Origin of the sequence: Blastococcus sp. TF02A-30, assembly GCF_003319185.1 — a bacterium.
In the GTDB taxonomy this organism is placed as follows: Bacteria; Actinomycetota; Actinomycetes; order Mycobacteriales; family Geodermatophilaceae; genus Blastococcus.
This window is the reverse complement of the sequence record NZ_QOHJ01000006.1, coordinates 308,859-326,661: the sequence shown is the minus strand read 5'-3', so window position 1 is coordinate 326,661 and position 17,803 is coordinate 308,859. Positions and strand designations below refer to the sequence as shown.

Here is a 17,803-nt window from a genome sequence, read left to right as displayed (position 1 = left end):
GGACAGTGAGCAGACAGCGATGAGCACCGACTACTCACGGGCCCTCGGTGCCCGGCTCCGCGCGATCCGCAACCAGCAGGGCCTCTCGCTTCAGGGGGTCGAGGACAAGTCGCACGGCCGCTGGAAGGCCGTCGTCGTCGGGTCCTACGAGCGCGGCGACCGGGCGGTCACCGTGCAGCGGCTCTCCGAGCTCGCCGTGTTCTACGGCGTGCCGGTCTCCGAGCTGCTGCCCGACCCGCGGCCCAGCTCCGCGGTCACCTCGACCACCAAGATCGTGCTCAACCTGGAGTCGCTGGGCTCGCTGCCCGCCGACGAGGCGGGCCCGCTGGCCCGCTACGCCTCGACCATCCAGGCGCAGCGCCACGACTACAACGGCAAGGTCCTGTCGATCCGCGCCGAGGACCTGAAGTCGCTGGCGATCATCTACGACATGAGCCCCGACGAGCTCACCACCCGGCTCATCGAGTGGGGCGTCCTCTCCCCCGGCATGGAGGGCGTCGTGGGCAACGCCGACGACGACGACCTGCTCCTCGAGGACGACGTCGACCCGAACTGGGAGCGCCGCCGCGCCCCGCGCTGACGGCGCAGCCGGCTTCCGGCACCGAGAGCTGCAGAGGAGGCCCTCACCGCACCGCCGGTGGGGGCCTCCTCGCGTTTCCGGGGCACGACGGTTCCGACACGTGCGCCACCGCGCACCCTGCGTGGCCGGGCTGTGCCAAGGTCGGCCTCCCCGGAGCCGGAGGAGGCCCCATGCCCGCCGTCCACATGACGTCGGTGTCCAAGACGTACCGACGCCGCGGACGCCCGCCGCAGAAGGCGCTGGACTCCCTCGACCTGGTCGTCGACTCCGGCGGCGTGCACGGCTTCCTCGGCCCGAACGGCTCCGGTAAGACCACCTCGATCCGGGTCCTGCTCGGCCTGGTCCGCCCCGACCCGGGCGGCGAGATCCGGCTCCTGGACGCCCCGGTCCCCGCCGGCCTGCCCGACGTCATCGGTGCGGTCGGCGCGCTCGTCGAGACCCCGCTGTTCTTCCCCGGCTTCTCCGGACGGCTCAACCTCCAGCTGCTGGCCGAGGCCGCCGGGGTCTCCCGGGCGCGGGTCGAGGAGTGCCTGGAGACCGTCGACCTGCGCGACCGGGCCGAGGACCGGTTCAAGGGCTACTCGCTCGGTATGAAGCAGCGCCTGGGCATCGCCGCGGCCCTGCTCAAGGCGCCCCGGCTGCTGATCCTCGACGAGCCCAGCAACGGCCTGGACCCGGCCGGCATCCGCGACGTCCGCGAGCTGATCCGCCGGCTGGGCGCCGACGGGCGCACCACCGTGCTCCTCTCCTCCCACCTCCTGGCCGAGATCCAGCAGGTGTGCGACTCCGTCTCCATCCTCGCCCGCGGCCGGTGCGTGGCCTCCGGCCCGGTCAGCGAGGTGCTCGCCCGGGGTGCGTCGGGCGACCTGCGGGTGCGGGTCCCCGACGCCGCCGCGGCCGCCGCGGTCCTGTCCGCCGCGGGCTTCGCCGTCGCCCCGCCCGAGCACCCCGACGGGCGGACCCTGCTCGTGCACGGCGTCCCCGCGCCGGGCGAGGTCACCCGCATCCTCGCCGCCCACGGCCACTACCTGGAGGAGCTCACGCCCGTGACCGCCGACCTGGAGAGCGCGTTCCTCGCCATCACCGGGGACCCGGCGTGAGCGCGGTCGTCGAGCAGCCCCCGGCCCCCGCCCGGGACGAGGGGTACGTGCACCCGAGCCTGCTGCGCGCGGAGTTCCACCGGTTCCGCTCACGGCGGTTCATCCAGGTGCTGCTGGCCGCGGCGCTGGTGGGCTGGCTGGCCGCCGTCGTCATCGGGCTGTTCCAGTTCGGCGAGCCGGACGAGGGGGACCTGGCCGCCGCGCGGGCGGAGATCGCCCAGATGGTCGAGCAGCAGGAGGTGTGGCGGCAGCAGTGCCTCGACGACGCCCCACCGGGCGAGGAGGAGAGCTTCTGCGGACCGGAGATCACCGCGGCCGAGTTCCGGACCGAGGACTTCGTCGGCACCGCGCCCTTCGACCTCGAGCAGAGCGCGAGCGGCGGCGCCATGGGGTTCGGTGCGGCGGCCGCAGCGCTGGCCTTCCTCATCGGCGCCACCTGGATCGGCGCCGAGTGGTCCAGCCGCTCGGTGGTCGCGCTGCTGTTCTGGGTGCCGCGCCGCATGCAGGTCATGGGTGCCAAGGTGACCGTCCTCGCCGTGGCGGCGGCCGCCCTCGGCGTCGCGGCCCAGCTCGGCTGGCTGGCGATGGCCTGGATCCTGCGGATCGCCGTCGGCACCGACGACCCCCTGCCGTCCGGCTTCTGGGGCGACCTGCTGGCCACCCAGGGCCGGTGCGTGCTGCTGGTCGTCTTCGCCGCCCTGGCCGGGTTCGGCCTGGCCAACCTGATCCGCAACACCGGCGCCGCGCTGGGCGTGGGCTTCGTCTACTTCGCGATCGTGGAGAACGCCGTCCGGGTCATGCGGCCGGAGTGGCAGCCCGCGCTGCTCACCAACAACGCCGCCGCCCTGGTGGCCCCCGGCGGGCTCCGGATCGTCGACTACGAGAACTTCACCGTGGACGCCGACGGCAACCAGGTGTTCGAGGAGTTCGTGATCGGCAACCTGCAGGCCGGGATCGTGCTCGGCGTGGTCGCCGCGGTGGTCATCGGGCTGGGGGTGCTGCTGTTCCAGCGCCGCGACGTCCACTGACGCCGGCCGGGCTCAACCGGAGGTCGGGACCTCGGCCTGCAGGATGGCGCCCAGGACGCCGTTGACGTAGGCCGGCGAGTCGTCCGTCGAGAGCGTCTTGGCCAGCTCCACCGCCTCGTCGATGACGACGGCGTCGGGCACGTCGTCGGCCCAGAGCAGCTCGAAGACGGCCATGCGCAGGATCGCGCGGTCGACGTCGGGCAGCCGGTCCAGCTGCCAGCCCGAGGCGTGCGCCTCGATCAGCTCGTCGATCCGCGCGGTGTGCGCGGTGACGCCCTCCACCAGCCGGACGGCGTGCTCGGGCACCGGCGGGTTGCCGTCGGCGACCCGCTCCGCGAGCAGCTCGAGCCGGTCGCGGCCGCGGACCTCGGCCTCGTAGAGGACGTCGACGGCGCGCTTGCGCGCCTTGGAGCGAGCGGCCATCAGTTGGCGCGGCCGAGGTACCGGCCGTCGCGGGTGTCGACCTTGAGCTTCTCGCCCGTGGAGATGAACAGCGGCACCTGGATCTGCGCGCCGGTCTCGAGCGTCGCGGGCTTGGTGCCACCGGTCGAGCGGTCGCCCTGCAGGCCCGGGTCGGTGTGCTCCACGACGAGCTCGAGGGTCACCGGCAGCTCCACGTAGAGGGCGACGCCCTCGTGCATGGCCACGGTGACCTCGGTGTTCTCGAGGAGGTAGTCCGCGCCGCCGCCGACTGTCTGGGCCGGGACGTGGATCTGGTCGAACGTGTCGCCGTCCATGAAGACGAAGTCGGTGCCGTCCTTGTACAGGTACGTCATGTTCCGCTTGTCGACGGTCGCCGTCTCGACCTTGGTGCCGGCGTTGAAGGTCTTGTCCACGACCTTGCCCGAGAGCACGTTCTTCAGCGTGGTGCGCACGAACGCGCCGCCCTTGCCGGGCTTCACGTGCTGGAACTCGGTGACGGTCCAGAGCTGGCCGTCCAGGTTGAGGACCATGCCGTTCTTGAGGTCGTTGGTGGTAGCCATCTAGAGGACCAGCAGTTCCTTGCTCGTGAGGGTCAACAACTCGGGCGCGCCATCGGTGACGATCAAGGTGTCCTCGATCCGGACACCGCCGTGCCCGGGCAGGTAGACGCCCGGCTCCACGGTGACGGCCATGCCGGCGGCCAGCGTACCCGCGCCCAGCTGGCCGATGCCCGGCGCCTCGTGGATCTCCAGGCCCACCCCGTGCCCGAGGCCGTGGGTGAAGTGCTCGCCGTGACCGGCGGCGACGATCACGTCGCGGGCCGCCGAGTCGACCGCGACGACGTCGGCGCCGACGCTCAGCGCGGCCCGGCCGGCCGCCTGCGACTCCGCCACCAGGGCGTAGACCTCGCGCTGCCAGTCGGCGACGTGCCCCAGCACCAGGGTGCGGGTCATGTCGGAGTGGTAGCCGTCGACGGTGGCGCCGAAGTCGAGCTTGAGGAAGTCCCCCTCGCGCAGCTCGGTGCGGTCGGGGCGGTGGTGCGGGATCGCCGAGTTGGCGCCGGTGGCCACGATCGTCTCGAACGACGGCGCCTCGGCGCCGAGGGCCAGCATGCGGGCGTCGAGCTCGCGGCCGACCTCGAGCTCGGTCCGCCCCGGCCGGAGCGCCCCCTCGGCGGCGAGCTCGGCCAGCGCCTGGTCGGCGACCGCGCAGGCGCGGCGCAGCGACTCGATCTCGTCGTCGTCCTTGATCGCGCGCTGGGCCTCCACGGCGCGGCGGACCGACGCCAGCTCCGGCACCCGGCCACCGGCCGCGGCGTCGTCGAGCACCCGGCGCAGCTGCTCCAGCCCGTCGACGGTCAGGTCGTGCGACTCGAAGCCGAGCCGCCCCGCGCCGGCCGCGGCCCGTGCCAGCGCCGGGACGGTGGCCCGGTCGACGACGAGCTCGACGTCGGGGACCTGGGTGGAGGCCTGGGTGGTGTAGCGGCCGTCGGTGCCGAAGAGGTCGGGTCCGTCGGTGCGCACGAGCAGCGCGCCGTTCGAGCCGGTGAACCCGGTCAGGTAGCGCACGTTGAGCAGGTTCGTGACCAGGACGGCGTCCAGGTCCTGCTGGGCGGCGAGCGCCCGCAGCGCGTCCCGCCGTGCGGCCTCCCGGCTCACGAGTGCCCCTTCAGCGTCATCCACTGCAGCGCCAGCACGTACCCGTGGATGCCGAGCCCGGCGATGACGCCGTCGGCCACGCGGGAGACGTAGGAGTGCCGCCGGAACTCCTCGCGCCGGTGGATGTTGCTGATGTGCACCTCGACGACCGGACCGGTCACCGCCGCCAGGGCGTCGTGCAGCACCACGGAGGTGTGCGACCAGCCGCCGGGGTTGATGACGACGGGGTCGCCGGCGTCGGTGGCCTCGTGCACCCAGCGCAGCAGCTCGCCCTCGTCGTCGGTCTGCCGGACGCGGACGTCGAGCCCCAGCTCGCGCGCGGTCGCCTCGATCACCTCCACCAGCTGGGCGTAGGTCGTGGTGCCGTAGACCTCGGGCTCGCGGGTGCCGAGCCGGCCGAGGTTCGCGCCGTTGAGCACGTGGATGGTCATGCGTTCTCTCCAGACACTGCGGACCAGGCCGCGTCGAGCCAGGCCTGCTCGGGGTCGGTCAGGATCGTCGGGTTGCCGATGCCGTCGAGGACGACGAACCGCAGCGACGCGCCGCGGGCCTTCTTGTCCACGGCCATCACCGGCCGCAGCCGGTCCCAGTCGCCGTCGTAGGTCGTGGGCAGGCCCATCGCGGCGACCAGGTCGCGGTGCCGGTCGACCTCGCCGCGGGACAGCAGGCCGGCCTGCCCCGCCAGCTCCGCGGCGAAGACCAGGCCGACGGCGACCGCCTCGCCGTGCCGCCAGCCGAAGTCCTCCACCCGCTCGATCGCGTGCGCCAGGGTGTGGCCGTAGTTGAGGAACTCGCGGACGCCGGTGTCGTGCAGGTCCTGGCCCACCGCGTCGGCCTTGACCTGGACCGCGCGGGCGATCAGCTCCCCGGTGTCCCGCCGCCCGGTGGGGTCGGCCTCGAGCAGCCGCAGGATCTCGGCGTCGGCGATGAAGCCGCACTTGACCACCTCGGCCAGCCCCGAGCGGAACTCGGCGTCGGGCAGCCCGGCGAGGTGGTCGGTGTCGGCGAGGACGGCGGCCGGCGGGTGGAACGCGCCGACCAGGTTCTTGCCCGCCGCGGTGTTGATCCCGGTCTTGCCGCCCACGGCGGCGTCGACCATGCCGAGCAGGCTCGTGGGCACCTGGACGACCCGCACCCCGCGCATCCAGGTCGCGGCCAGGAAGCCGGCGAGGTCGGTGACCGCTCCCCCGCCGATGCCCACGACCGCGTCGCTGCGGGTCAGCCCCAGCCGGCCGAACTCCTCCCAGGCACCGGCGGCGACCTCGGCGGTCTTCGCGGCCTCCCCGTCGGGGACGACGACCGCCTCGGCGGCCACGCCCGCGGTCTGCAGCAGCTCGACCGCGGCGCCGGCGGCCGCCGCCAGCGGCGGCGCGTGCACCACGACGGCGCGGGCCGTGCCGGCGAGCACGACGCCCAGCCGGGTGGCGGCGCCGGCACCCACGAGCACCTCGTAGGGCTGCTCCCCCGCGACGGCGACCGTCCTCATCGCGCTCCCCCTCGTGCGATCGCGGCGACGTCGGCGACGACGTCCTCCGGTTCCCGGCCCCCGGTGGCCACGCGGTGCGTGGACACCTCGTCGTAGAGCGGTGCCCGCTGTTCCAGCATGCTGCGCAGCATCGCGCGCGGGTTCACGGCGAGCAGCGGGCGGTCCCGGGACAGCCCCACCCGGCGCGCGGCCGACGGCAGGTCGACGTCCAGCCAGACGACGGTGCCGCCGACGCGGCCGTAGGCGACCAGCAGCTCGCGGGTCGCGGCGGTGGTCACCGCTCCCCCGCCGAGGGCGAGCACGCCCCGGTGCTCGGCCAGGCCGCGGGCCACGGCCTGCTCCTCCAGCTCCCGGAAGCGCGGTTCGCCGTGCTGCACGAAGAGGTCCGCGACCGTGGTCCCGGTCAGCTGCTCGACGTCGGCGTCGGTGTCCCGGAACGGCACCCCCAGCAGCTCGGCCACCGCGGTGCCGACCGTGGTCTTCCCCGAGGCGGGCGGTCCGACGAGCACGAGTCGCGGCGCGGTCACCGGTACGGGAGGGCGTCGAGGTAGGCCTGCGCGTTGCGGCGGGTCTCGGCCACCGAGTCGCCGCCGAACTTCTCCAGGGCGGCGTCGGCGAGCACCAGCGCCACCATCGCCTCCATGACCACGCTGCCGCGGGGCACCGCGCAGGCGTCGCTGCGCTGGTTGATGGCCACCGCCGGCTCGCCGGTGGCGACGTCGATGGTGGCCAGCGCGCGCGGCACGGTGCTGATCGGCTTCATGGCGGCGCGCACGCGCAGCACCTCGCCGTTGGTCATGCCGCCCTCGATGCCGCCGGCGCGGTCGGTGCGGCGGCTGACCCGGCCACCGTCCTGGTCGATCTCGTCGTGGGCCACCGAGCCGCGGCGGCGCGCGGTCTCCAGCCCGTCGCCGACCTCGACCGCCTTGACCGACTGCACCCCCATGAGCGCCGCGGCCAGCCGGGCGTCGAGGCGCCGGTCCCAGTGCACGTGGCTGCCCAGGCCCGGCGGCAGGCCGTGGACGACCACCTCGATGACCCCGCCGAGGGTGTCGCCGTTCTTCCGGGCGTCGTCGATCTCGGCGACCATGCGCTCGCTGGTGGCCGGGTCGGCGCAGCGGACCGGGTCCTCGTCGAGGGCCGGGTTGTCGTCCGGCCCGGGGACGACGCCGGCGGGGCCCACGACCGGGCCGATGGCGACGACGTGGCTGACCACGGAGACGCCGAGCGCCTGGCGGAGGAACTGCTGGGCGATCGCGCCGAGGGCGACGCGGGCCGCGGTCTCGCGGGCGCTGGCCCGCTCCAGGACCGGGCGGGCGTCGTCGAAGCCGTACTTCTGCATGCCGGCCAGGTCGGCGTGGCCGGGGCGCGGCCGGGTGAGCGGCGCGTTGCGCGCCTGGCCGGCCAGGACCTCCGGGTCGACCGGGTCCGCGGACATGACCGTCGACCACTTGGGCCACTCGGTGTTGCCCACCTGGACCGCGATCGGGCCGCCCTGGGTGCGGCCGTGGCGCACGCCGCCGGTGAGGGTCACGACGTCCTGCTCGAAGGACATCCGCGCCCCCCGGCCGTGGCCCAGCCGGCGTCGGGCCAGCTGCAGGTCGACGTCGGAGGTCTGCACCTCCACGCCGGCGGGCAGGCCCTCGAGGATGGCGGTGAGCTGCTGGCCGTGCGACTCACCGGCGGTCAGCCAGCGCAACATGGCCGGGATTGTGCCATCCGGTCAGCCGGCGGCCCCCGCGCCCACGGCGAGGGCGAGCACGGCGCCCACCAGCAGCGGCGGTCCGAAGGGGATCGCCGTCCGCCACCCGGCGCGACGGGTGAGCAGCAGCACCACCGAGACCAGCGCGCCGGTGAGCAACCCGAGGAAGACGCCGGCCAGGAGCACGCCCCAGCCGAACCAGCCCAGGACCAGGCCGATCAGGCCGAGCAGCTTGGCGTCCCCCAGTCCGAGCCCCTGCGGGGAGAGCAGCCAGCCCAGGCCGCCGAGCCCGGCCGCCACCGCCGCGGCGACGACCGCCCGCACCAGCGCCGCCCAGCTGCCCTCCACGGCGCCGTCGGCGAGCAGCGCCGCACCCGCGGCACTGAGCGCCGGGTAGGTGACCCGGTCGGGCAGCCGGTGGCTGAGCAGGTCCACCGCGCCGAGGACGACGGCGGCACCGCCGGCCCAGGCCAGCGCCAGGGTGGCCGGCCGCAGCCCGGTCAGCTGCCCGGCGCCGACCAGCAGGCCGGCGAGCAGCGCGGTGGTCGTCCCGGTGCGCAGCGGGGTCGCGCGGGCGGCGGGATCGAGGCGGGCAAGCCGCACCGAGGTGCGCGCCAGCGCGGGGCCGCAGACCAGCGCGGCCCCGAGGGCGAGCGCGGCCAGCACCGGCCGGGTGAGGTCCACGGCCGCGGATCAGCGAGCGGGGACGGCCGCGTCCAGCGCGCGGCGCATGGCCGCGATCGGCGCGGGTCGCCCCGTCATCAGCTCCACCTGCTCGGTGGCCTGCCAGAAGAGCACCTCGAGCCCGCCGACGACGGTGCCGCCCGCGGCGGTGACCCGCTCGGCCAGCGGCGTGGGCCAGGGCGCGTAGAGCACGTCCAGGACGGTCTGGCCGGCCCGCCAGGGCAGCGCGGCGACCGCCGGCTGGCCGTCGACCGGCACGGTGCTCACCACCACCGGGGCGTCGACCGCTGCGCCGTCGAGCCGCCGGACGCCGACGTCCACCCCGAGCGTCTCGAGGACGCGGACCACGTCACCGGCCCGGGCCGGCTCGCGCACGACGACGTCGACGTGCCGCGCGCCGAGGGAGGCCAGCGCGACCGCGGCCGCGGCCGCCGTCCCCCCGGCACCGAGCACCGCCGCGTGCTCGACGTCGGCGACGCCGCCGACCTGCAGCGCGGTGCCGACGCCGGTGACGTCGGTGTTCTCCGCCCGCCAGCCGGCGTCGGTGCGGACCAGCGTGTTGGCCGCCCCCAGCAGCCGCGGCAGCGGCTGCACGACGTCGGCGACCGCCACGGCGGCCTGCTTGCACGGCATGGTCACCGAGAAGCCCCGCCACTCCTCGCCGAGCCCGGCGAGCAGGTCCGGCAGGTCCTCGGCGCCCACGTCGAGGGCGTCGTAGGTCCAGCCGGTCAGCCCGAGCGCCGCGTACGCCGCCCGGTGCAGCAGCGGCGAGAGCGAGTGGCCGACCGGCCGGCCGAGGACCGCCGCCCGCCCGGGGGCGGGCGGACCGGCGACCGGCTCAGCCACCACCGCAGCCGAGGCCCGCGTCCGCGCACCGCTGCCGCGCCGCCTGGAACTCGGCGTAGTCGGCGGTGAAGAAGTGCTCCCCCTCGGAGGACTGCAGCACGTAGTAGAGGAGGTTCCCGGTGCTCGGCGCGAGCGCCGCCTCGAGGCTGGCCTCACCCGGCGCGCTGATCGCCGTGGGCGGCAGCCCGGGGCGGGTCCGCGTGTTGTACGGGCTGTCGGTCTGCAGGTCGGTGACCGTCAGGTCGTTGCCGGACTTGTCCAGGCCGTACGCCAGGGTGGCGTCGATGCCGAGCGCGATGCCCTGGCCCAGCCGGTTGTAGATCACCTGGGCGACGTCCGGCCGTTCGGCGTCCAGCCGGGTCTCCGACTGGACCATGGAGGCCACGGTGACGATCTCGGCGGGGGTGCGCCCCATCGCCGCCGCGCGCTGCTCGAGCTGCAGGCTGCCGGCCACGGTCGTGAACTGGGTGACCATCGCCCGGAGCATCTCCGCCGGGGTGGTCTCCGGCTCGAAGTCGTAGGTCGCCGGGAAGAGGTAGCCCTCGAGCTGGCCGTTGGCGTAGGCCGGGAGCCCGAGCGCCACGGGGTCCGCGGCGGCTGCCTGCAGCTCCTCGATCGGGACGCCGGTCTTCTCGGCGAGGCGGGTGAGGGTCGCCTGCAGGGTGAGCCCCTCGGGGACGGTCACCCGGCTGAGGAGGCGCGACGCGGGGTCGAGCAGCAGGTCGACGGCGGCCGCGCCGCTCATCTGCAGCCGCAGCCGGTAGACGCCGGGCTGGATGCCCATGGCTTCCGGTCGCGCCTCGGCGGCGTCCACGAACGGGCCGACCGAGGCGATGACGTCCGCGTCGACCAGCGTGCCGGCGATGTCGCTCAGGGTGTCGCCGTTCTGCACCCGGATCTCCACGGTGCCGGTCCCCTCGCCGGTGTAGTCCTTGGCGGAGAGCTTGTCGAGCAGCAGCTGCCCGCCGAGGACGATGCCCACGACGATGCCACCGAGCACGAGCAGCGAGAGCAGGACCGCCCAGGGGCGGCGCCGGCGTCGACGGCGGTCGCTGCGCGGGTCGTAGGGCGCGATGGGGATCTCGTCGTCGGTCAGCGGCTCGTCGTCGTGGTCGGCGGGCGCGACGGCGCGCTCCTGCCGGTCGACGTGCTCGTGGCCGACGTCGGCGCCGTGCGCCGCACCGCCGTGCTCCAGGGCACCGCCGTCCTCGGTCAGGTGGTCGTCGGCGTGCACCGGCGGCAGGTCGTCGTCCCGGCGCGCCCGGCGACGGCCCCAGCGGCGGCCGGCGCCGCCCTCGTCCACGTTGGCGCCGATGACGTCGAGCCCGCCGGTCTCGTCCCAGGCGGGGGCGCCGCCCTGCGGTGGTGCGACCGGCTCGGCCGGGTCGAGGTCGCGCGGGTCGAAGTGCTGGGCGACCGTGGCGTCGTCGTCCTCACCGGGGCGCGCGTGCAGCCGGTCCCAGACGCCGGCCGGCCGCGGTGGCAGCGGCGGCAGCGGCGCGGAGGGGTGCTGGGTGTCGGGCAGGTGCCCGGTGCCCGCCGGCTCCTCGTCGGCGCCGTGGCGGGCCCGGGGGTAGTCCGGGTGGTCGCTGGACCCGTAGGACCACCAGGCCGGCTCGGCCAGCGGACCGGTCTGGTCGTAGCGGTGGTCGACCAGCCCCGAGACCGGGCGGAAGCCGTCGGTCGGGGCGTCGGGAGAACCGGGGACCGACGGGTACCCGCCGGGCTGGGTCCACGGGAAGGATCCGCCGGCACCCTCGCCGGGCGAGGAGTGCCGTCCCCGCCGGCGCGGGCCGCCGGGCTCGGTCACGACCGAGCCCGCCGGCTGTCCAGGTACTGCTGGAGGATCACGACGGCGGCTGCCTGGTCGATCACCGGACGCTGCTTGCGGCTGTCGATGCCCCCCTCGCGGAGGTGACTGGCTGCGGTCACGGTCGAGAGCCTTTCGTCGATCAGGAACACGGGCACTTCCGCTATGCGGTCGGCCAGTGCCTGAGAGTAGGCGGCGGCGTCCTCGGCGGACGCGCCCGACGCACCCGACAGGTGCCTCGGCTCCCCCACGACCACCTCGGTCACCTCGTGTTCCACCACGAGCGCCGCCAGCCGGTCCAGGTCGGACTGGTCCTTGGCCCGCTTGAGCGTCTCCAGCGGGCTGGCGAGGGTGCCGGTCGGGTCGGAGAGCGCCAGCCCGACGCGGACGGTACCGACGTCGACGCCGAGCACCCGGCCGGACGGCGCCGCCGCGGCCGGCGGCTTCGGCGGCACCTTGAGGTGCTGCGGCCACCCGCCGGAGAGGTCGATCTCCGTCGTCTCGTGGGAGACCGGCGGGAACCCGCGGCTGAGGTCGATCTCGGTCGTCGGGTGGTGCGCCGGCTGCGCCGGGCGGGGCCGCGCCGGCGGCACCGCCGGGAGCTCGCGCTTGCGCCGCCCGACCGGACCGGTGTCCTCGGGGCTGTGCTCGGGCTGCGTGTCCTTCGTTCCGGGCACGGTGCTCACCTCCCAGTGGCGGTCGCAACCGCCTGTTCGCCGGCCTGCAACGCAGCGGGGATACCCGCCGGGTCGGTGCCGCCCCCCTGGGCGACGTCGGCCTTGCCCCCACCACGACCGCCGACGGGACCCGCCGCGGCCTTCAACACGTCGTTCGCCGACAGTCCCTGCGCCTGGGCGGCCGGGTTGACCGCCGCCACGAGGGCCACCTTGCCACCGCTGTCCGAGGCCAGCAGCACGACCGCGGGCCGCTCCCCCAGCCGGCCGCGGACGTCCAGCGCCAGGGTGCGCAGGTCACCGCCGCCGAGCCCGGCCGGCGCGCCGGTGACCAGCGCGACGCCACCGACGTCCGCCGCGGCCGCGGCCAGCTGGCCGGCCGCCGCCAGCGTCTGCTGGCCGCGCAGCTCGGCGAGCTCGCGGTCGAGGTCGCGCAACCGGGCGACCATCCCGCTGACCCGGTCGACCAGGCCGTCCTGCGGCGCCTTGAGCAGGTCGGACAGCTGGCGGACCAGGTCCCGCTCGCGGGCCAGGTAGCGGAAGCCCTCCAGGCCCACGACCGCCTCGACGCGCCGCGAACCCGAGCCGACCGACGACTCACCGGTCAGCGCCAGGGTGCCGATCTGGGCGCTGCCGCGCACGTGGGTGCCACCGCAGAGCTCGCGCGACCAGGGGCCGCCGATCTCGACGACGCGCACCTGCTCGCCGTAGGTCTCGCCGAACAGCGCCAGGGCGCCGAACGCCTGCGCCTCGGGCAGCGTCATGTACTGGGCGGTGACCGTGTGGTCGGCGCGGACGGCGGCGTTGGCGACGTCCTCGATGTCGGTGCGCTGCTGCTGGGTCAGCGCACCCTGCCAGGCGAAGTCCAGCCGCAGGTAGCCGGGACGGTTGTACGAGCCCGACTGCAGGGCCTGCGGGCCGAGCACCTGGCGCAGCGCGGCGTGCACGACGTGGGTGCCCGAGTGGGCCTGGCAGGCCGACAGCCGCCACTCGCGGTCCACCTCGGCGGTGAGCTCGGCGCCCTCGCGCAGCTCGCCCTCGAGGACCCGCACCTGGTGGGCCACCAGCCCCTTGACCGGGCGCTGCACGTCGATGACCTCGGCACGGCCGCCGTCCCAGGTGAGGACGCCGGCGTCGGCGACCTGGCCGCCGGACTCGGCGTAGAACGGAGTCCGGTCGAGCACCACGCGGGTGATCTCCCCGGGGCCCACCGGCCGCGCGGCCTCGTCGTCGCCCTCGGACACGACGCCGAGCACGCGGGAGTCGGTGCGCAGCGTCTCGTAGGCCTGCCAGTCGGTCGGGCCGTGCTCGGCCAGCAGCCGCCGGTAGGCCAGGACGTCGACCGCGCCGGTGCGCTTGGCGCGGGCGTCGGCCCGGGCGCGGTCGCGCTGCTCCGTCATGAGCGCGCGGAAGCCCTCCTCGTCGACGGTCACGCCCTGCTCGGCGGCCATCTCGAGGGTCACGTCGATCGGGAAGCCGTACGTGTCGTGGAGGGAGAACGCCTGCGCGCCGCTCAGCGTCGCGGCGCCGGCCTGCTTGGCCTGCGCGACGGCGGTGTCGAACAGCGCCGTCCCGGAGGTGAGGGTGCGGCGGAACGCCTCCTCCTCGGCGTAGGCGACCGAGGAGATGCGGGCGAAGTCGGTCTCCAGCTCCGGGTAGCTGGCCTTCATGGCGTCCCGGGACACCGGCAGCAGCTCGGGCAGGGTCGCCTCGTCGACGCCGAGCAGCTTCATCGAGCGGACGGCGCGGCGGAGCAGCCGGCGCAGGATGTAGCCGCGGCCCTCGTTGCCGGGGGTGACCCCGTCCCCGATGAGCATCAGCCCGCTGCGCACGTGGTCGGCGACCACGCGCAGGCGGACGTCGGAGTCGTGGTCCTTGCCGTACGTGACCCCGGCGAGCTCTGCGGCCCGGCGCAGCACCGGGGCGACCTCGTCGATCTCGTACATGTTGTCGACGCCCTGCAGCAGGAAGGCCACCCGCTCCAGGCCCATGCCGGTGTCGATGTTCTTGTTCGGCAGCTCGCCGACGACCGTGAACTCCTCCTTGCTCCGGACGTCGGTCAGCTCGTACTGCATGAAGACCAGGTTCCAGATCTCGAGGAACCGGTCGCCGCCGGTGTCGACGAGCGGGCCGCCCTCGGGCCCGAACTCCGGGCCGCGGTCGAAGTAGATCTCCGAGCAGGGGCCGCCGGGGCCCGCCGCCCCGGTGTGCCAGTAGTTGTCCTTCTTGCCCAGTCGCTGGATGCGCTCGACCGGCAGGCCCGCGATGCGGTGCCAGGCCTCGGCGGCCTCGTCGTCGTCCAGGTAGACGGTGACCCAGATCCGGTCGGGGTCGAAGCCCAGTCCGCCGTCGTCGACCGATCCGGTGATCAGGTCCCAGGCGTGCTGGATCGCCCCTTCCTTGAAGTAGTCGCCGAAGGAGAAGTTGCCGTTCATCTGGAAGAACGTGCCGTGGCGGGTGGTCTTGCCCACCTCCTCGATGTCGAGGGTGCGCACGCACTTCTGGACGCTCGTGGCCCGCGGGAACGGCGCGGGCTCGCGGCCGGTCAGGTACGGGATGAACGGCACCATGCCGGCCACGGTGAACAGCAGCGACGGGTCCGGGGAGACCAGCGACGCGCTGGGGACGACGGTGTGGCCGCGGGAGGCGAAGTGCTCCAGGAAGCGGCGGCGGATCTCGGCGGTCTGCATCAGGTCTTCTCGGTCTCCGGGCCGGGGACGGGTCCCGGCCGGTCGGGGGTCAGAGGTCGGCGGCGTGCGCCCCGCGGCGCAGGACCGCGGCGTCGCCGGCGGCGGGCAGCGGCGCGTCCAGGCCGGTGCCGGCGCGCAGCTCCTGCTCGCGCTCGGCCATCGCGTCGCGGACGTCGGCGCCGAAGTCGCCGATGGCGTCGGCGAGGTCGCGCAGGCCCTCGGCGATGCTCGCGCCGATGCCGGCGGGGGTCATCTTCTCGGCCGCCCGGGACAGCTTGCGGACGACGAGGGCGCCGATGGTGATGCCCATGGCGAGCCAGAACAGCCGGCGCATCAGGCGGCCCGCCGGGCGGCGCGACGGGCACGGCGCGCGGCCTTGTCACGGGCGGCCGCGTCGGCGATCGCCTGGCCCTCGCGCTTCTTCTTCGTGGCGCTGCGCACGCCGTAGCTGAAGGCGGCGACCTTGATCAGCGGGCTGCCCAGCGTGGCGGCCACGACGCTGGTGAGCGCGGCGACGTTGCTGGAGACGCTGACCGCGTTGCCGGTGATGTCGTCGACCCGCTCGAGGTTGCTGTTGACGTGGGTCACCGTGGTCGTGGCCTGGCTGAGGATGGGCGCGCTCTGCTCCCGCACCTGGCGGATGGTCAGCGTGGCCTCGTCGAGCGTGCGGCCGAGCTTGAGCAGCGGGAAGGCCAGCAGCACCACCAGCAGCACCACGGCGCCGGCTGCGATCAGCCCGGCGATCTCTCCTGCGGACACGCGCGCTCCTCATCTGTCTCTCTCGGCGACCGGGCCCGACGACGGTCCTGCCCGGAGTGGTCACAGTAGTCGCGGGGTGGGCCCCGCTCCTCCATCGGCAGTCGAGCTAGCGGGGACGCCTGATGATCGCCCGCAGCTTGGCCAGCCGTTCGCCGAGCCGGGCCTCGGCACCGCGCGCCGTCGGCCGGTAGTAGTCCTTCCCCACCAGCGCGTCCGGCGGGTACTGCTGCGGGACGACGCCGTCGGGGTGGGCGTGCGGGTAGACGTAGGTCTGCGCGTGGCCGAGCCTCTTGGCGCCGGCGTAGTGCCCGTCCCGCAGCCCCGGTGGCACCGGCCCCGCCAGCCCGGCGCGCACGTCGCGCACCGACTCGCCGATGGCGGTGGTGACCGCGTTCGACTTCGGCGCGGTCGCCAGGTGGACGACGGCCTGCGCGAGCGGGAAGTGCCCCTCGGGCATGCCGATGAACTGCACTGCCTGCATCGCCGCGACCGCCACCGGCAGCGCCGTCGGATCGGCCATCCCGATGTCCTCGCTGGCGGAGATGACCAGGCGGCGGGCGATGAACCGCGGGTCCTCCCCGGCCTCGACCATGCGGGCCAGGTAGTGCATCGCGGCGTCGACGTCGCTGCCCCGGATGGACTTGATCAGCGCGCTGGCGACGTCGTAGTGCTGGTCGCCCTGCCGGTCGTACCGGACCGCCGCCTGCGCCACCGCCGTCTCCAGGGTGGCGAGGTCGATCTCGGACGCGCCGACGGCCCTGGCCGCCCCCGCGCCGGACTCCAGCGCGGTCAGGGCCTTGCGCCCGTCACCGCCGGCGATGCGGACCAGGTGCTCCTGCGCCTCCTCGCTGATCGTCACCTCGCCGCCCAGGCCGCGGTCGCTGGTGAGCGCGCGGCGCAGCAGGGCGCGGATGTCGTCGTCGGCCAGCGGCTGCAGGGCGAGCACGAGGCTGCGCGAGAGCAGCGGGCTGACCACGGAGAAGAAGGGGTTCTCGGTGGTGGCGGCGATCAGGCTGACGATCCGGTCCTCGACCGCCGACAGCAGGCTGTCCTGCTGGGTCTTGGAGAAGCGGTGCACCTCGTCGATGAACAGGACGGTGCGGCGGCCGGAGAAGGTGAGCTCGCGCTTGGCGCTCTGGATGACCGCGCGGACCTCCTTGACGCCCGAGTCCAGCGCCGACAGCTGGACGAACTGGCGCTTGGTGGCCAGCGAGATCACGTGCGCCAGGGTGGTCTTGCCGGTGCCGGGCGGGCCGTAGAGGACCAGGGACATCGGCTCGTCGGACTCGACCAGCCTCCGCAGGGGTGCGCGCGGCCCGAGGAGGTGCTGCTGGCCGACGACCTCGTCCAGCGACCGCGGCCGCATGCGCACGGCGAGCGGGGCGCCGGGGTCGACGGCCGGGGCGCCGTCCCCGTCCGGCGCCGGGTCGAACAGGGATGTCACGGGTCAGAACGCTACCCGCGGGGCACGACACCCCCCATGCAGCAGCGACGCATCGGAGACGTGCAGGTCAGCGCCATCGGGCTGGGGGCCATGCCCCTCTCGACGAAGGACGGGCGCCCGCCCCGGGACGAGGCGATCGGCGTGGTGCACGCGGCCCTGGACGCCGGCCTGACGCTGATCGACACCGCCGACGCCTACGCGCGGGACGAAGCCGAGTTCGGGCACAACGAGGAGCTGGTCGCCGAGGCGCTGCGCTCCCACGGGTCCCCGGAGGTGCTCGTGGCGACCAAGGGCGGGCACACCCGACGCGGGACCGACTGGGAGCTGGACGGCTCCCCGGCCTACCTGCGCCGGGCGTGCGAGGGGTCGCTGCGGCGGCTCGGCGTCGACGCGATCGGCCTGTACCAGTACCACCGGCCCGACCCCGCCACGCCGTGGGAGGACTCCATGGGTGCCCTGCGCGGGCTGGTGGACGACGGCCTGGTGCGGATGGTCGGGGTCTCCAACGCCGACATCGCGCAGATCGACATCGCCCGTTCGATCATCGGCCCGGCGTTCGTCAGCGTGCAGAACCAGTTCTCCCCGGGCTGGCGCTTCTCCGCCGACGAGCTCGCGCACTGCGCCGGGCACGGGCTGGCGTTCCTGCCGTGGAGCCCGTTCGGCGGGGTCGGGGCGGCCGGCTCGCTGGGCACCACGGCGCCGGCGTTCGCGGAGGTGGCGGCGGAGCTCGGCGTGTCGGTGCACAGGGTGGCGCTCGCGTGGCACCTGGCGCAGGCCGACGTCGTCGTCCCCATCCCGGGGGCGTCGCGGCGGGAGTCGGTCGAGGACTCCGCGGCCGCCGCCGGCCTGGCGCTCACCGCGGACCAGCTCGCCCGCCTCGACGCGAGCTGAGCTCCTCGCCGCAGGGCGCTGGTGGCGC

The 17,803-nt window shown here is 74.9% G+C and carries 19 protein-coding genes; 4 read left to right on the top strand and 15 right to left on the bottom strand.

What is annotated here, in order from left to right; all coding sequences use genetic code 11:
• The first annotated feature begins 19 nt into the window (after nucleotides 1-19).
• The 3 genes from DQ241_RS15495 (at nucleotide 20) to DQ241_RS15485 (ending at nucleotide 2,708) form a co-directional block, all read left to right on the top strand.
• Entirely contained in the window at nucleotides 20-580 is a 561-nt protein-coding gene (locus tag DQ241_RS15495; RefSeq protein ID WP_113831081.1) for a transcriptional regulator, read from the top strand.
• Nucleotides 581-750: 170 nt separating this feature from the next.
• The gene (locus DQ241_RS15490; protein ID WP_113831080.1) at nucleotides 751-1,680 is read left to right on the top strand and encodes an ABC transporter ATP-binding protein; all 930 of its coding nucleotides are present in this window, start codon (nucleotides 751-753) and stop codon (nucleotides 1,678-1,680) included.
• Nucleotides 1,677-2,708 carry an ABC transporter permease subunit gene (locus tag DQ241_RS15485; protein WP_113831079.1) on the top strand — a complete coding sequence of 344 codons (1,032 nt, stop codon included), beginning with the start codon at nucleotides 1,677-1,679 and terminating at the stop codon, nucleotides 2,706-2,708. Before DQ241_RS15490 ends, DQ241_RS15485 begins: the two co-directional genes overlap by 4 nt.
• A gap of 12 nt (nucleotides 2,709-2,720) precedes the next feature.
• On the opposite strand, the gene nusB is transcribed toward DQ241_RS15485, so the two are convergent.
• From nusB to DQ241_RS15410, 15 genes are all read right to left on the bottom strand, one after another.
• Entirely contained in the window at nucleotides 2,721-3,131 is a 411-nt protein-coding gene (gene nusB, locus DQ241_RS15480) for a transcription antitermination factor NusB (RefSeq protein WP_113831078.1), read from the bottom strand.
• Nucleotides 3,131-3,691 (bottom strand): elongation factor P, encoded by a 561-nt coding sequence (efp, locus tag DQ241_RS15475; RefSeq protein WP_113831077.1) that lies wholly within the window; start codon nucleotides 3,689-3,691, stop codon nucleotides 3,131-3,133. The genes nusB and efp overlap by 1 nt, the downstream gene beginning before the upstream one ends.
• Nucleotides 3,692-4,789 (bottom strand): Xaa-Pro peptidase family protein, encoded by a 1,098-nt coding sequence (locus tag DQ241_RS15470; RefSeq protein WP_113831076.1) that lies wholly within the window; start codon nucleotides 4,787-4,789, stop codon nucleotides 3,692-3,694. It abuts the gene before it with no gap.
• Nucleotides 4,786-5,220 (bottom strand): type II 3-dehydroquinate dehydratase, encoded by a 435-nt coding sequence (gene aroQ, locus DQ241_RS15465; RefSeq protein WP_113831075.1) that lies wholly within the window; start codon nucleotides 5,218-5,220, stop codon nucleotides 4,786-4,788. Before aroQ ends, DQ241_RS15470 begins: the two co-directional genes overlap by 4 nt.
• Nucleotides 5,217-6,275: a 3-dehydroquinate synthase gene (aroB, locus tag DQ241_RS15460; RefSeq protein WP_113831074.1), complete on the bottom strand. Its 1,059-nt coding sequence runs from the start codon at nucleotides 6,273-6,275 to the stop codon at nucleotides 5,217-5,219. The genes aroQ and aroB overlap by 4 nt, the downstream gene beginning before the upstream one ends.
• Nucleotides 6,272-6,802 (bottom strand): shikimate kinase, encoded by a 531-nt coding sequence (locus DQ241_RS15455; RefSeq protein WP_113831073.1) that lies wholly within the window; start codon nucleotides 6,800-6,802, stop codon nucleotides 6,272-6,274. Before DQ241_RS15455 ends, aroB begins: the two co-directional genes overlap by 4 nt.
• The gene (aroC, locus tag DQ241_RS15450) at nucleotides 6,799-7,977 is read right to left on the bottom strand and encodes a chorismate synthase (protein WP_113831072.1); all 1,179 of its coding nucleotides are present in this window, start codon (nucleotides 7,975-7,977) and stop codon (nucleotides 6,799-6,801) included. Before aroC ends, DQ241_RS15455 begins: the two co-directional genes overlap by 4 nt.
• Before the next feature lie 21 nt (nucleotides 7,978-7,998).
• Nucleotides 7,999-8,661: a prepilin peptidase gene (locus DQ241_RS15445; RefSeq protein WP_113831071.1), complete on the bottom strand. Its 663-nt coding sequence runs from the start codon at nucleotides 8,659-8,661 to the stop codon at nucleotides 7,999-8,001.
• 9 nt (nucleotides 8,662-8,670) lie between these two features.
• Entirely contained in the window at nucleotides 8,671-9,507 is an 837-nt protein-coding gene (locus DQ241_RS15440; RefSeq protein ID WP_113831205.1) for a shikimate dehydrogenase, read from the bottom strand.
• Nucleotides 9,500-11,317 (bottom strand): endolytic transglycosylase MltG, encoded by a 1,818-nt coding sequence (gene mltG / locus DQ241_RS15435; RefSeq protein WP_113831070.1) that lies wholly within the window; start codon nucleotides 11,315-11,317, stop codon nucleotides 9,500-9,502. The genes DQ241_RS15440 and mltG overlap by 8 nt, the downstream gene beginning before the upstream one ends.
• On the bottom strand, nucleotides 11,314-11,994 hold the full coding sequence (ruvX, locus tag DQ241_RS15430) for a Holliday junction resolvase RuvX (protein WP_233492464.1): 681 nt from the start codon (nucleotides 11,992-11,994) through the stop codon (nucleotides 11,314-11,316). The genes mltG and ruvX overlap by 4 nt, the downstream gene beginning before the upstream one ends.
• A 5-nt stretch (nucleotides 11,995-11,999) precedes the next feature.
• The gene (gene alaS, locus DQ241_RS15425; protein ID WP_113831069.1) at nucleotides 12,000-14,681 is read right to left on the bottom strand and encodes an alanine--tRNA ligase; all 2,682 of its coding nucleotides are present in this window, start codon (nucleotides 14,679-14,681) and stop codon (nucleotides 12,000-12,002) included.
• A gap of 49 nt (nucleotides 14,682-14,730) precedes the next feature.
• Nucleotides 14,731-15,015, bottom strand: a complete 285-nt coding sequence (locus DQ241_RS15420) for a hypothetical protein (RefSeq protein WP_113831068.1) — start codon at nucleotides 15,013-15,015, stop codon at nucleotides 14,731-14,733.
• Entirely contained in the window at nucleotides 15,015-15,440 is a 426-nt protein-coding gene (locus DQ241_RS15415) for a DUF948 domain-containing protein (RefSeq protein ID WP_113831067.1), read from the bottom strand. The genes DQ241_RS15420 and DQ241_RS15415 overlap by 1 nt, the downstream gene beginning before the upstream one ends.
• Nucleotides 15,441-15,546: 106 nt before the next feature.
• Nucleotides 15,547-16,884, bottom strand: coding sequence for a replication-associated recombination protein A (locus DQ241_RS15410; protein ID WP_113831066.1), 1,338 nt, complete (start codon nucleotides 16,882-16,884; stop codon nucleotides 15,547-15,549).
• A 36-nt stretch (nucleotides 16,885-16,920) separates the two neighbouring features.
• Here DQ241_RS15410 and DQ241_RS15405 point away from each other — a divergent pair, with 36 nt between their 5' ends.
• Nucleotides 16,921-17,775 carry an aldo/keto reductase gene (locus DQ241_RS15405; RefSeq protein WP_113831065.1) on the top strand — a complete coding sequence of 285 codons (855 nt, stop codon included), beginning with the start codon at nucleotides 16,921-16,923 and terminating at the stop codon, nucleotides 17,773-17,775.
• The last annotated feature ends 28 nt before the right edge of the window (nucleotides 17,776-17,803 follow it).

Excerpts from the sequence above, each read along its gene's own strand:
- aroQ (WP_113831075.1), bottom strand. The coding sequence starts at position 5,220 with ATGACCATCCACGTGCTCAACGGCGCGAACCTCGGCCGGCTCGGCACC.
- DQ241_RS15420 (WP_113831068.1), bottom strand. The coding sequence starts at position 15,015 with ATGCGCCGGCTGTTCTGGCTCGCCATGGGCATCACCATCGGCGCCCTC.
- aroC (WP_113831072.1), bottom strand. The coding sequence starts at position 7,977 with ATGTTGCGCTGGCTGACCGCCGGTGAGTCGCACGGCCAGCAGCTCACC.
- alaS (WP_113831069.1), bottom strand. The coding sequence starts at position 14,681 with ATGCAGACCGCCGAGATCCGCCGCCGCTTCCTGGAGCACTTCGCCTCC.
- efp (WP_113831077.1), bottom strand. The coding sequence starts at position 3,691 with ATGGCTACCACCAACGACCTCAAGAACGGCATGGTCCTCAACCTGGAC.
- DQ241_RS15495 (WP_113831081.1), top strand. The coding sequence starts at position 20 with ATGAGCACCGACTACTCACGGGCCCTCGGTGCCCGGCTCCGCGCGATC.
- DQ241_RS15405 (WP_113831065.1), top strand. The coding sequence starts at position 16,921 with ATGCAGCAGCGACGCATCGGAGACGTGCAGGTCAGCGCCATCGGGCTG.
- aroB (WP_113831074.1), bottom strand. The coding sequence starts at position 6,275 with ATGAGGACGGTCGCCGTCGCGGGGGAGCAGCCCTACGAGGTGCTCGTG.
- nusB (WP_113831078.1), bottom strand. The coding sequence starts at position 3,131 with ATGGCCGCTCGCTCCAAGGCGCGCAAGCGCGCCGTCGACGTCCTCTAC.
- DQ241_RS15490 (WP_113831080.1), top strand. The coding sequence starts at position 751 with ATGCCCGCCGTCCACATGACGTCGGTGTCCAAGACGTACCGACGCCGC.